We start from the raw sequence: 13845 nt of genomic DNA on the forward strand, positions 1-13845 counted from the left end.
CTGCACCTGCGACGACCTCAGGCCCGCCAGGCTCACGCCTTGGCTGCGACCGGAGCCCTGTAGTTCTCCTGCTTGACAAGCAGCGCCCAGACGATCCGCGCCATCTTGTTGGCGAGCGCGACGGTGACCAGCATGCGCGGTTTGCGAGCCAGCATCTGTTCGAGCCACGACCCCTTTGGTGCGCCGCGTTTGCTTGCCTGCTGCACAACGGCGCTGCTGCCGATGATGAGTAGGCGCCTGAGCGTGCGTTCGCCCATCTTGGATGTCGCGCCGAGCTTCTGCTTGCCGCCCGTCGATCTTTGAAGGGGCGTGAGACCGAGCCAGGCCGCGAAGTCACGCCCTTTGGCAAAAGTCTCGGCCGGCGGTGCTAGGGCGGCGATCGCGGTGGCGGAGATCGGGCCGATGCCGGGAACGGTCATCAGCCTGCGCGATACTTCGTCCTCGCGAGCGCGTCGCGCGATCTCCTTGTCGAGATCCGCGATCTTGCCATTGAGGCCGGCGAGAAGGTCTAACATCAATCGGAACATGGTGTGGGCCGCTTCGGGAAGCGAGCTGGCCATCGCTTCTTCCTCGATCAGGTCGGCAAGCGTCGCCACATGCGACGGACCCTTGGGTGCAATCCAACCATATTCAGTGAGGTGACCCCGGATCGCGTTGATGAGCTGGGTTCGCTGCCGCACTAACAGATCACGGGTCCGAAACAGCAAACCCGCCGCCTGTTGTTGTTCGCTCTTCACGGCCACGAACCGCATGCTCGGCCGCTGTGCCGCTTCGCAGATCGCCTCGGCATCAATCGCGTCGTTCTTTTGCCGCTTCACGAACGGTTTTACATAGGCGGGCGGGATTAGCCGGACTTCATGGCCAAGCTGGGTCAGCTGACGGGCCCAGTGATGCGCTCCACCACATGCCTCCAGCGCTACCGTGCAACTCGGCTGGGCCGCGAAGAAATCCAGCAGCTTTCCTCGGCTGATCCGCTTGCTGAATATTGCTCGACCCCGCTCATCCGCTCCGTGCGCGTGAAAAACGTGCTTGGCGATATCCAGACCGATTATGATAACCTCTGACACGGACGCCTCCCTTGAGTGGTGCTCAACACCTCCACTTTGGCACATCGATGCCGCCGGCGGGGCGTCCACCCCATCATAAATGTGCCGAGCGGAGGGCTTGCCAGAATCCGCTATGGCCCGATAGCGACCAAATTCCGCAGCGCGACGAAATAACGCGAAGGGTCAGAGCGGACGTCAGCTCCGGCTCACGCTTCGCTATAAACTTGGCGCAATCTCAGACCTGATCCATTCCACGAAGGTCTGCAAAGCGCGGCGCTGACGGCCAGCGCGCGGGAACACTAGATGATGACCAACGTAGCGGATGTCGGTGGAGCGGCCAGCCAGGGGCGCTATCAGGCGCCCCGATGCTATCTCACTTTCAGCCAACCGAGTTGATTCCAACGTCACGCCAACCCCGCCGCAAGCCATGGCTATCGCGAGGAAGCTGCGGTCGAATCGCATTCCATGGATCGCCGGAGGTTCGAGCCCGTTCGCGGTGAACCATTGATACCATTGAACCTGCTTCACGTCGGAGCGAATAAGAACTTGGCTCAACAAATCCTTTGGCTGGCGGATTCTCTTCGCGATCTGAGGAGCACACAGAGGGGTGACGGTTTCCTCACCAAGCGGGATCACTTCGAGGCCCTCACCGCGAGGTGAACCGTAGACGATGTCCAGATCGAAATCGTCGTTCGTGAAGCGGGCGTACTCCGTATTGGCGGCGAGCCGAACCTCCAGTTTCGGTTCGGCCGCTAGAAATTTGGTCAGGCGCGGGGCCAGCCATTGCGCGGCGAAACTTGGGGCACAATGCACCCTCAGGAGCTGCGGCCCGCGACCTGCGACTTCTTCGATCCCGCGCCGCAAATTGTCGAAGGCCGCACCGGCGTGGCGCATCAGGTTCTCGCCAGCGGGCGTTAGACGGACGGAACGAGCACTCCGCTCGAACAGAACGGTGCTCATGGTGCTTTCCAGCTTGCGGATCGCGTGGCTGACGGCGCTCGGCGTCAAATGCAACTCGTCGGCCGCGTCGCTGAAGGAGCCAGTGCGCGCAGCCGCTTCGAAGGCCCGGATAGCGGAGATCGGGATGCTCGACAGCAGCATACCCATAAGTGAACCAGATTCACACATCCAAGACAACTGCGCGTTTGTCCCGGCCGGCCCCTCGGCTCTAGCAATGGGGCAAGAGGACCGGCTGCCACCCGCGGCGTCCAAAACGACAGGGACAGGGAGGATTCGAATGCTGCTTCGCGGCAAAACGGCGATCATCACGGGGGCGGCCTCGCCTCGCGGGATTGGCCTCGCAACCGCCAGGCGATTTGCCGAAGAGGGCGCGCGGGTCGCCATCCTCGACATCGATGGGACCGCCGCACAGGCCGCCGCGCAAGGCCTCGGCGACGCTCATATCGGAATTGCTTGCGACGTCGCCGACCAGGCTTCGTGTCAGAAGGCAGTCGAAGCTGTCGCTGACGCTTTCGGCCAAATCGATATCCTGATCAACAATGCCGGCATCACACAGCCGGTCAAATTCCTCGACATCACGCCGGCCGACTGGGACCGCATCCAGGACGTCAACCTGAAGGGCATTCTGTTCCTGTCCCAGGTAGTGATCCCGCATATGCGCAAGCAAAAATCGGGATCGATTGCATGCATGTCGTCGGTATCGGCCCAGCGCGGCGGCGGCATTTTCGGTGGTCCGCACTACTCGGCGGCGAAGGCGGGGGTCCTTGGGCTTGCCAAGGCGATGGCTCGGGAATTTGGCGCCGATGGTATCCGCGTCAACTGCGTCACGCCGGGATTGATAGGCACCGACATCACCTCTGGCAAGCTCGACGACGAGATGAAAGCGAAGATCCTGGAAGGCATTCCGCTCGGACGGCTCGGGGAGGCCAAGGACGTTGCCGGTATCTACACATTTCTTGCATCGGACCTCTCGGCATACGTCACCGGCTCCGTGATCGACGTCAACGGCGGGATGCTCATTCACTAAGAGCAGCGATGGAGAGACGGATGTCCACGAGTTTACTTGTCAACACGCCCAGCCTTTCGCAGCGTGCGCGCAACATTCGCCGCAACGCCCTGCGCATGGGCGAAGTTCAAGGCCAAGGCTATATCGCGCAGGCGCTCGATATTTCCGACGTGTTGGCGGTCGCATATTTTCACGCGATGCGCTACCGGCCCGAGGAGCCCACCTGGGAAGATCGCGATCGTTTCCTCCTTTCCAACGGTCACTACGCGATCGCCCTTTATGCCGCACTGATCGAGGCCGGTATTATCCCCGAAGTCGAACTCGAGACGTATGGCTTCGACGAAAGCCGCCTGCCGATGTCAGGCATGGCGTCCTACACGCCCGGTATGGAAATGTCCGGCGGGTCCCTGGGGCTCGGACTGAGCATCGCGGTCGGCATGGGGCTCGGGTTGAAGCGCAAGGGCTCCAAGAGCCGCGTTTTCACGCTGTTCTCGGACGGAGAGCTCGACGAGGGTTCGAAGTGGGAAGCGATGATGTCGGCTGCACACCACAAGCTCGACAATTTGATCGCGATCATTGACGTCAACAACCAGCAGGCCGACGGCCCTTCGAAACAGATGATGGGGTTCGAGCCGTTGGTCGACAAGCTCGAGGCCTTCGGCTGGTTCGTACGCCGCGTCGACGGCAATGACCTGGACGCCGTCGTGGCAGCATTCGACGCGACGATTTCGCACCCCGAGCCGCAACCGAGGATCATCATCGCCGACACTCTCATGGGCAAGGGAGTTCCGTTCCTCGAACAGCGAGAAAAGAATCACTTCATTCGGGTCGAAGCGCACGAATGGAAATTGGCGCTGGCAGAACTTGATGCGGGAGACAGGTCATGAAGTCGGTTACCTCAGCTACGCCCGGGAAACCGCGGCTCACCACCTCCGCGATGATCGCGTCGATCGCCGCCGAGGGACAAAAGACGAAACCAGCGCCGTTCGGTCACGCGCTTGTCGAATTGGCCCGAAGCTGCCCCGAGGTGGTGGGCCTCACCGCCGATCTGGGCAAGTACACGGATCTGCACATTTTCGCGAAGCAGTTTCCAGACCGCTACTATCAAATGGGTATGGCGGAGCAGCTCCTCTACGGTGCGGCTTCGGGCATGGCGGCTGAAGGATTCATGCCCTTCGCAACGACTTATGCCGTGTTCGCCTCGCGGCGCGCCTACGATTTCATCCACCAGACGATTGCAGAGGAAGACCGCAACGTAAAGATCGTCTGCGCCTTACCAGGTCTCACTTCCGGCTACGGCCCAAGCCACCAGGCGGCGGAAGACCTCGCGCTGTTCCGCGCAATGCCGAATATGACCGTGATCGACCCCTGCGACGCTCACGAGATCGAGCAGATCGTTCCGGCCATCGCGGCGCATCACGGGCCCGTATATATGCGGCTCTTGCGTGGTCAGGTGCCCCTCGTCCTGGACGAGTACAACTATCAATTCAGGCTCGGCAGGGCATCCTTGATTCGGGACGGTCGGGACGTCCTGATCATCTCCTCTGGAATCATGACCATGCGAGCGCTGGAAGCCGCAAAGGAACTCGCCGGTGATAGCGTGGACGTAGCCGTGCTGCATGTACCGACAATCAAGCCGCTCGACCACGGAGCGATACTGCGCGAAGCAGCAAAACCCGGCCGTCTCGTCGTGGTCGCCGAGAACCATACCATCATCGGCGGGCTCGGAGAGGCGATTGCAGCGCTGTTGATGCGCTCCGGCGTCCATCCAGCTTTCCGCCAGATCGCGTTGCCCGATGAGTTCCTTGCCGCTGGGGCGCTTCCCACGCTGCACGATCGCTACGGCATTTCGACTGCGGAAGTTGCAAGGCAGATCAAGGGGTGGCTGCGCTAAGCGCGCACCTAGATACGTCAACTTCGACTGAGGGAAGCATCGCCTACGCGGCGTCGCCGCGGAGAACGATGGCCGCTGCCTGACGGCCGGTGCCCGAGAACCGGCCGGAGGCTGCAGAAGCGTGCTGCTGCCGATCAACATACCGATACTCAACAAGGAGGAAGCAATGACCCAACGCAAATCGACTGCCATCACCCGTCGCAAGTTGCTCCTGGCCGGCGCGGCTGTCCCGTTGTGCGCCGTCCTCAGTCGCCCGGCCGCCGCCGCAGAGTTCACTTACAAGCTCGCGACCGGGCAGGACCCCGCGCATCCGGTGAATGCTCGGGCCAAGGAGGCCGCCGATCGCATCAAGGAAGCGACTAGCGGGCGCTTGGAAATCAATCTCTTTCCCGCCAACCAGCTTGGCTCGGATACGGATCTGCTGACGCAGGTTCGCAACGGTAGCGTCGAGTTTTTCAACCTCTCCTCTCTGATCCTCGCTACCCTTGTACCCGCCGCGGGCGTCGTGAATCTCGGCTTCCTCTTCCCCAACTACGATGCCGTCTGGAAGGCCATGGACGGCGAACTCGGCGCCTACATCCGCGCGCAGATCGCCAAGACGCCCATCATGGCGGTGTCCAAACCTTGGGACAATGGCTTCCGCCACATCACGTCGTCGGGCCGTGAGATCAAGACACCGGACGACCTCAAGGGCTTCAAGCTTAGGGTACCTGCCGCACCCAATCTGACGTCGCTGTTTCTTGCGCTCGGGGCAGGACCAGCGCCGATCAACTTCAACGAGGTCTATTCCGCGCTCCAGACCAAGGTCGTGGACGGTCAGGAAAATCCCCTTCCGATCATAGCAACGGCGCGGCTGTATGAGGTGCAGAAGACCTGCAGCCTGACGGGTCACGTCTGGGACAATTACTGGATTCTCGGCAACAAGCGCGCGTTCCAGAAGCTTCCGCAGGACGTGCAAGAGATCGTGACGCACGAACTCGATCGCTCGGCCAACGATGAACGAGCCGACATCGCAAAGCTCAGTGAATCCCTCCGCACCGACTTGACAGCCAAGGGGATGCAATTCCTCGACGTCGATCGATCCGCCTTCCGGCAGGCGCTGGCAAAGACGAGCTTCTATGCCGACTGGAAATCCAAATTCGGCGCGGAGGCCTGGGTTCAACTTGAGAAAGCCGCGGGCAAGTTGGGGTGAGCCATGGAACATGTGCACATGGACGGGGCGACACTTGCTCTTCCTGAGCCTGCCTCCGGATGGCGCAAGGCCATTGCGAACCTGAACAAGGCACTGAAGCCCGTCGTCGCCATTCCTGCCGCACTGCTGGTCATCGCAGAGGTGATAGTCCTTTTCGTCGGCATCGTCTCTCGCTACGTGCTCCATACCCCGATTGTCTGGTCGGATGAGCTCGCCGGCATCCTGTTTTTGTGGCTGGCGATGCTGGGATCGGTCGTCGCCTTCCAGCGGGCCGAGCATATGCGGATGACGGCCATCGTTGGCATGATCCGCCCGGAAGCCAGGTTGTTCCTTGACGTCTTTGCGACGGCTGCCTCGTTCGCGTTCTTGCTTCTGGTAGTTCGCCCCGCCTACGAGTTTGCGGCCGACGAAGTCTTCGTCACAACTCCCGCTCTGGGAATAGTCAACACTTGGCGCGCCGCCGCCCTGCCGGTCGGCATCGGCTTGATGCTGGTCGTTGCCACTCTGAGGCTGGCAGCCACGGCCAATGTGAAGCACCTCGCGGCTGCAATCGCTGCGGTGGGAACGCTGATCGGGGTTCTCGCGCTGCTCGCACCAATCCTTAAACTGCTCGGCAATCTGAACCTGCTGATCTTCTTCGTGTTTATCGTTGGCGCCATGGTTTTCGCAGCGGTGCCGATCGCCTTCGCGTTCGGCCTTACGACCATCGGCTACATAACGCTGACGACCAGCACACCCGACGTGGTCGTTATCGGTCGCATGGACGAAGGCATGAGCCATCTCATCCTGCTTGCGGTACCGATGTTCGTGTTCCTCGGCTTGTTGATCGAAATGACCGGCATGGCCCGCGCCATGGTCGGTTTCCTCGCCAGCCTGCTTGGCCACGTTCGGGGCGGCCTCCAATATGTGCTTGTCGGTGCGATGTATCTGGTCTCGGGTATTTCGGGATCCAAGGCGGCCGATATGGCAGCAATAGCGCCTGTGCTCTTCCCCGAAATGACCAGACGCGGCGCGAAGCGTGGTGACCTGGTCGCGCTCCTGGCGGCGACCGGCGCTCAGACCGAGACAATCCCCCCATCATTGGTGTTGATCACAATCGGATCGGTGACGGGTGTGTCGATCGCGGCCCTGTTCACGGGCGGGTTATTGCCGGCGATCGTGCTCGCGGCCGGACTGTGCGCGGTGGTGTGGTGGCGGTACCGTGGAGAGGATTTGTCGCACGTTCAGCGGGCGACCAGCCGTGAAATCGGCCGTTCCTTTCTGATCGCGCTTCCCGCCCTTGCCCTTCCATTTGTGATCCGCGCTGCGGTGGTCGAGGGGGTAGCAACAGCCACCGAGGTCTCGACGATAGGCATCGTCTATTCCGTATTGGCCGGGCTTTTTATCTATCGCCGGTTCGACTGGCGCCGCCTCTATCCGATCTTGGTTGAGACCGCGTCTCTTTCCGGCGCGATCCTCTTCATCATCGGTGCGGCGACGGGGATGGCCTGGGCTTTGACCCAATCGGGCTTTTCGGCATCACTTGCGAAGTTCATGACCTCCTTGCCGGGTGGTGCGCCGATATTTCTGATCGTCACGATCCTTGCGTTCGTCGTCCTGGGAAGCGTGCTCGAAGGCATCCCTGCCATCGTGCTCTTCGGTCCGCTGCTTTTCCCCATTGCCCGTCAGGTGGGGGTGCATGAGGTCCACTATGCCATGGTCGTCGTTCTGGCGATGGGGATTGGACTTTTCGCGCCGCCATTCGGCGTCGGCTACTATGCGGCGTGCGCCATCAGCCGGATTCATCCCGACGAAGGCATGGGTCCGATCCTGGCGTACATGCTGGCTCTGCTCCTCGGCACGGTCATAGTGGCTGCAGTGCCGTGGATTTCGATAGGTTTCCTTTAAAGTCCGCAAAACGTCTCAGCTGCGGAGATCGTCCGCAAGGTGAGCTTCTGGCGAGCAGACAGGTTGTTCGCACAGTTCTTTGCCCCTCGTGGAGGCAACGATCCGGGCGCGAAGCGACACACCGCGTTCAGGGCCATACGCGACTATGGATCGCGCATCGACCAGATCGCCATGCGAGTTTTCGAAAAGGCCTGACGTGAATCCGGGTCGCCCTTCGCTCGAAGCTCCGATTACTTTCACGACAGCGCGACTAGCCTCTGGAAGGCCGATCCTACGTCATGTCCACTTCGATCATGAACGACCGGGTCGAGCCACTAGCAAGCCCGGCCAAGTCCGCTATGCCGCCGAAAGCGGAAGTATATGCAAAGCGTTACCGGTACGGCCGCGGGGCGTTGCCGGTTGATGGCGCGGCCCGAGACATGATTCAAGCTCCGAAACCGGAGCCTCGAATCATGCGCCACGAACTCAGCGATTACGAATGGACCGCCATCAAACCGATGCGGCCGAACAAGCCGCGCGGCGTTCAGCGCATAAATGTCCGTCGCGTGCTTAATGGCATCTTTTGGGTCCTGCGTTCAGGTGCGCCATGGCGCGACCTGCCGTTAGAACTACGGCCCCCGCGCTCGACGAAGGCGGACGCAAAGGAAAAACGGCTGCAAGGTGCCCTGGCCGACCAGGCTTGCCAATGCGAACTTTGCTTGCCGAGACTCAGGTGTTGACCTTCTGCGATGACGATGATCAGGCACGACGTCATTATACTTTGCAGCTCAATGCAGCCTCCCTCTCACCTCGACGCAGCACGCCCGCCGATCACGCCAATAGCTGGCGTGCCTTGATAAGTGCACGCGCGAGCACATCAATTTCTTCACGGGTGTTGTAAAGTCCAAGGGACGCACGGCATGTTGCCAGTGCGCCGAAGCGCTTGAGCAGCGGCATCGCGCAGTGAGCCCCCGCCCGCACCGCTACACCGGCGCGATCGACGACGGTGGCAATATCGTGCGCATGCGCACCTTTCACATCAAACGAGATGATCGGCCCCTTCTCGGCCGGCGTCCCGATCATGCGCACGAAGTTGATGTCCTCGAGCTTCTCCTGCGTGTAAGCGAGCAGTGCGCTCTCGTGCTTGCGGATCTCCGCCTTGCCTATCGAATTGATGTAATCCACGGCTGCGCCCAACCCGATCGCCTCGACGATCGGCGGCGTACCCGCTTCGAACCGGTGCGGCGGATCCCCATAAATGACGCCGGAACGCGAGACCTCGCGGATCATCTCGCCGCCGCCATTGAAGGGCGTCATCGATGCCAGATGCTCGGATTTTCCGTAAAGAACGCCGATTCCGGTCGGACCATAGAGTTTGTGGCCGGTCATGACATAGAAATCGCAATCAATATCGCAGACGTCGACGCTCAGATGGACGCATGCTTGCGAGCCATCGACCAGCACCGGGATACCACGAGCATGTGCGACCCTCACCAGGTCTTTCACCGGCAAGACCGTGCCGAGCACGTTCGACATCTGTGTGATTGCGACCATCTTGGTGCGCGAGGTCAGCAGTCGCTCAAATTCATCGAGTAAGAAGTTGCCGGCATCATCCACTGGTGCCCATTTGATCACTGCACCGAGCCGTTCCCTAAGAAAATGCCATGGCACAATGTTGGAGTGGTGTTCCAAAATTGACAGAACGATCTCATCACCCGGGCTGATGCGCTCACGACCAAGCGTCTGTGCGACCAGATTGATCGCCTCGGTGGCGCTGCGCGTGAAGATAATCTCTTCGTTCAAATGCGCGTTCATAAACCGCGCTACCTTGGTACGGGCGCCCTCATACGCTTCGGTCGCCGCATTGGCGAGATAGTGCAAGCCACGATGAACGTTGGCATATTCGCTGGAGTACACCTGCATCATGCGGTCAAGCACCGCATTTGGCTTTTGCGCGGACGCAGCGTTATCGAGGTAGACAAGCGGCTTGCCGTACACGGTCATGGCCAGCGCCGGAAAGTCACTACGCAGACGGTCGACCTCGTAACGACCATTGCTGACCGCGGGATGTTCGCTCATTGCCGTTCCTGCAGCCAGTGTTCAGCTTGCGCGGTCACAAAATCGCGCAGGTTATCGGCGAAAATCTCCTCAATCGACTCTCCAATGAACGCTTTAATCAGCAACATCTGCGCATCCTTCTCGGACAGTCCCCGCGCGCGCAAATAGAATACGAGATTGCCGTCTAGCGCTCCTGAGGTCGCTCCGTGGCCGCAGGTCACGTCGTCGGCCGATATTTCAAGTTCCGGCTTACTGTCCGCCTCGGCCTGGTCGGATAAGAGCAGCGCTCGCGTCGACAGGCTGGCGTCGATCTTCTGGGCGACGGGACGAACGACGATTCGGCCCTGAAACACCGAGCGGCCGCAATCATCAACGACCGCGCGGAAGTTCTGCCGACTGGTGCAATGCGCCACGGCGTGGTCGACCACGATTGTTGTGTCGGCGTGCAGTTTATCTTTGATGAGATTAACCCCGTTCGCAGAGAGCTTGGATCCCTCGCCACCCAGCGTCACGAATCCCTGATAGCGATTGATGGAGCCGCTGCACGTCATGCTGAAGAGATCGAGCTTAGCTCTGGTGCCGACCGCGATGATCCCCGACGAGATGTTCACCGCATCAGCGGCGTCAGCCGCTATGCGGATATGCGAAAGGCTCGCCTCGTCCCCAGCCAGGGCGATTAAGACATCGTTGGCCTGATAGCCGCTCGCGCCTTCGGCCGAGATGAAACTTTGCACCACGGTCGCATGCGCCCCTTTATCGAGCTGTAGATATGAGCGTGTAAAAGCGGACACCGACGATCCCGTTGCGACCTGAACGATTTGAATAGGGCGTCTGATCGTGTTGCCTTCGGCAATCGAAATCACCAGACCATCCGAGGCCATTGCCGCATTGAGCGAGATCACCGCATCGTCCGTCGTCGAAAGCACCAACCCGGCCATTGCGCCAGTGGCCGAATTCTCCAACACCTCTCGCAGTGACTGCACATGGAGCCCATTTTCCAGCTCGCCGAGATCCGATAGCTCAGGCGCGAATATGCCGTCCACCAAGACCAATTTGACCGCCTGATCGACAGCCACTCGCCTGGCCGACGCCTTTGCGCGCGCCAACGCCGCTGCATCCGGTCGCGGAGCGAGTGGCAACACCTCGCCGATCAGGGCACGCAGATCCGTGTATCTCCAGGCCTCCATGCGCCGATGCGGCAGGCCGGCGCGCTCATAGGCTTCGAATGCCCTCGCACGGATGTGGGGGACGATGCCCGCGCCAGGCAACCGTCCGAGCGCGGCTGCGAGAAAATTGCTCGTTGCGCACCCGGCATCGGCCTTAGCCAATACTTGCTTCATGGGAAATCCCTAAAGCCGTCAGGCCGCGGTTTCGAACTGGGCGTAGCCACAGGCCTCGAGTTCCAGCGCGAGTTCCTTGCCGCCGCTCTTCACGACGCGGCCTTTCGACATCACGTGCACATAATCGGGCACGATGTAATGAAGGAGCCGCTGATAGTGGGTGATCACGATCATCGCCCTTTCCGGCGAGCGCAGGCCGTTGATGCCGCTCGCGACAATACGCAGGGCGTCGATATCCAGCCCGGAATCGATCTCGTCCAGTATGCATAGACTCGGCTCGAACAACGCCATCTGCAGGATCTCGTTGCGCTTCTTCTCGCCGCCCGAGAAGCCGACATTGACGCCGCGCTTGAGCATGTCGCGGGTAATGTTGAGTGACTCGGCCACCTCACGGACCTTTTTCAGAAGTTCGGGCGTGGATAATTCCCCTCGGCCGCGCGCCTTGCGCTGGGCGTTCAGCGCCGTGCGCAGGAAGTTCATGGTGGTGACGCCGGGGATCTCGACCGGGTACTGGAACGCCAGAAACACGCCCTTGGCGGCGCGCTCATTGGGCTCCATCTCCAGGAGGTCCTCGCCCCTGAACAGGATCTGGCCGCCCGTGACTTCATAGCCCGGCTTGCCGGCGATGACGTGCGACAGCGTCGACTTGCCGGAGCCGTTCGGCCCCATGATCGCGTGCACTTCGCCCGCATTGACCATAAGATCGAGGCCACGGATTATTTCACGACTGTCGACACCAACATGCAGATCTTGGATTTCGAGCAGCGTCATTTTTGATCTGATCCCTCAAAATGCGTCGTCCGGAACGGCGAGCCGCGTTCGGGGGCTCGCGGGACGTTTGGTTATCCGACAGATCCCTCGAGAGAGATCGAGATCAGCTTCTGCGCTTCCACCGCGAATTCCATCGGCAGTTGTTGCAGCACGTCCTTCACGAAGCCGTTGACGACGAGGCCGACGGCTTCTTCCTGCGAGAGCCCGCGCTGGATGCAGTAGAACAGCACGTCCTCGGAAATCTTCGACGTCGTCGCTTCATGCTCGAACGTCGCCGAGGAATTCTTGGCCTCGACATAGGGCACGGTGTGCGCGCCGCATTTGTCACCGATCAGCAGCGAGTCGCAGGCGGTGTAGTTGCGCGCGCCGGTGGCCTTGCGATGGGCGCTGACCAGGCCGCGATAGGTGTTCTGCGACTTGCCGGCGGCGATGCCCTTGGAGATGATCCGGCTCGACGTGTTCTTGCCGAGGTGGATCATCTTGGTGCCAGAGTCGACCTGCTGGAAGCCGTTCGAGATCGCGATCGAGTAGAACTCGCCGCTCGAATTGTCGCCGCGCAGGATGCAGCTCGGATATTTCCAGGTAATCGCCGAACCGGTCTCGACCTGGGTCCAGGAGATCTTGGAGTTCTTGCCGCGGCAGTCGCCACGCTTGGTGACGAAGTTGTAGATGCCGCCCTTGCCCTCGGAATTGCCGGGGTACCAGTTCTGCACCGTCGAATACTTGATCTCGGCGTCGTCGAGCGCGACCAGCTCGACGACGGCGGCGTGCAGCTGGTTCTCGTCGCGCTGCGGCGCGGTGCAGCCCTCGAGATAGGAAACGTAGGAGCCCTTGTCGGCGATGATCAGCGTGCGCTCGAACTGACCGGTGTTGCGCTCGTTGATGCGGAAATAGGTCGACAGCTCCATCGGGCAGCGCACGCCCGGCGGCACGTAGACGAACGAGCCGTCGGAGAACACAGCCGAATTCAGCGTCGCAAAATAGTTGTCCGAGGTCGGCACCACGGTGCCGAGATATTTCTGCACCAGCTCGGGATGCTCGCGGATCGCCTCCGAGATCGGCATGAAGATCACGCCGGCCGCCTTCAGCTCCTTCTGGAAGGTGGTCGCAACCGAGACCGAATCGAACACGGCGTCGACCGCGATCTTGCGGTTCGGCGTCTGCTCGCCACCGGGCGGCGGCTCGACGCCCTCGAGGATCGCGACCTCGCGCAGGGGGATGCCGAGCTTCTCGTAAGTCTTGAGGATTTCCGGATCGATCTCGTCGATCGAGGACAGCGTCTTCTTCGGCTTCGGCGCCGCGTAGTAATAGATGTCCTGGTAGTCGATCTTCGGATAGTTGACGCGCGCCCAGGTCGGCTCGGTCATGGTCAGCCAGCGGCGATACGCCTCGAGACGCCATTCCAGCATCCAGGCCGGCTCATTCTTCTTTGCGGAGATGAAGCGGACGGTGTCTTCCGACAGCCCCTTCGGGGCCTTGTCGGACTCGATCAGCGTCTCAAACCCATATCGATACTGGTCGACGTCGATGCGCCGGACGCGCTCGACCGTCTCTTGTACAACTACCATTGACCACTCCGTTCACGCATGGACGATTCCCGGCGGCGATGATCGCGTCGTCTCTCCTCCGAGCGGATCGCGCAAGTCACGGCCGACTCGAAGCCAGGGTGCGAAAGAACCAGGAGACGAACCCAAAAGGCAGCCGCCCTCGGT

The 13845-nt window shown here is 60.9% G+C and carries 11 protein-coding genes and 1 pseudogene; 6 read left to right on the forward strand and 6 right to left on the reverse strand.

Annotation, left to right across the window (positions count from 1 at the left end; genetic code table 11):
- Positions 1-32 precede the first annotated feature (32 nt).
- A complete protein-coding gene (locus tag J2R76_RS20260; RefSeq protein WP_253624760.1) occupies positions 33-1067 on the reverse strand; it encodes an IS110 family transposase in 1035 nt (344 codons plus the stop codon).
- Between the two features lie 195 nt (positions 1068-1262).
- Positions 1263-2144, reverse strand: a complete 882-nt coding sequence (locus J2R76_RS20265; RefSeq protein WP_253626056.1) for a LysR substrate-binding domain-containing protein — start codon at positions 2142-2144, stop codon at positions 1263-1265.
- Positions 2145-2283: 139 nt separating this feature from the next.
- Between J2R76_RS20265 and J2R76_RS20270 the strand changes: the two genes are divergently transcribed.
- The 6 genes and pseudogenes from J2R76_RS20270 to J2R76_RS20295 form a co-directional block, all read left to right on the forward strand.
- Complete coding sequence (locus J2R76_RS20270; RefSeq protein ID WP_253626057.1) at positions 2284-3033, forward strand: SDR family NAD(P)-dependent oxidoreductase; 750 nt, start codon at positions 2284-2286, stop codon at positions 3031-3033.
- Between the two features lie 20 nt (positions 3034-3053).
- Positions 3054-3899, forward strand: coding sequence for a transketolase (locus J2R76_RS20275; protein ID WP_253624762.1), 846 nt, complete (start codon positions 3054-3056; stop codon positions 3897-3899).
- Positions 3896-4906, forward strand: a complete 1011-nt coding sequence (locus J2R76_RS20280) for a transketolase family protein (RefSeq protein WP_253624764.1) — start codon at positions 3896-3898, stop codon at positions 4904-4906. The genes J2R76_RS20275 and J2R76_RS20280 overlap by 4 nt, the downstream gene beginning before the upstream one ends.
- Before the next feature lie 166 nt (positions 4907-5072).
- A complete protein-coding gene (locus J2R76_RS20285; protein WP_253626058.1) occupies positions 5073-6098 on the forward strand; it encodes a TRAP transporter substrate-binding protein in 1026 nt (341 codons plus the stop codon).
- Between the two features lie 3 nt (positions 6099-6101).
- On the forward strand, positions 6102-7985 hold the full coding sequence (locus J2R76_RS20290) for a TRAP transporter large permease subunit (protein ID WP_253624765.1): 1884 nt from the start codon (positions 6102-6104) through the stop codon (positions 7983-7985).
- A 452-nt stretch (positions 7986-8437) separates the two neighbouring features.
- Positions 8438-8602 (forward strand): annotated as a pseudogene (locus tag J2R76_RS20295) (transposase); the annotation flags it as partial.
- 193 nt (positions 8603-8795) lie between these two features.
- Here J2R76_RS20295 and J2R76_RS20300 read toward each other — a convergent pair.
- The 4 genes from J2R76_RS20300 to sufB all read right to left on the reverse strand — a co-directional run bounded on the left by J2R76_RS20300 (position 8796) and on the right by sufB (position 13701).
- Complete coding sequence (locus tag J2R76_RS20300) at positions 8796-10043, reverse strand: cysteine desulfurase (RefSeq protein ID WP_253624766.1); 1248 nt, start codon at positions 10041-10043, stop codon at positions 8796-8798.
- Positions 10040-11362: a Fe-S cluster assembly protein SufD gene (gene sufD / locus J2R76_RS20305; protein ID WP_253624767.1), complete on the reverse strand. Its 1323-nt coding sequence runs from the start codon at positions 11360-11362 to the stop codon at positions 10040-10042. Before sufD ends, J2R76_RS20300 begins: the two co-directional genes overlap by 4 nt.
- An 18-nt stretch (positions 11363-11380) precedes the next feature.
- A complete protein-coding gene (gene sufC / locus J2R76_RS20310) occupies positions 11381-12133 on the reverse strand; it encodes a Fe-S cluster assembly ATPase SufC (RefSeq protein ID WP_253624769.1) in 753 nt (250 codons plus the stop codon).
- A 71-nt stretch (positions 12134-12204) separates the two neighbouring features.
- Entirely contained in the window at positions 12205-13701 is a 1497-nt protein-coding gene (sufB, locus tag J2R76_RS20315) for a Fe-S cluster assembly protein SufB (RefSeq protein ID WP_253624771.1), read from the reverse strand.
- Positions 13702-13845 lie beyond the last annotated feature (144 nt).

It is taken from the genome of Bradyrhizobium sp. USDA 4532, assembly GCF_024171315.1.
GTDB classification, from domain to species: domain Bacteria; phylum Pseudomonadota; class Alphaproteobacteria; order Rhizobiales; family Xanthobacteraceae; genus Bradyrhizobium; species Bradyrhizobium australafricanum.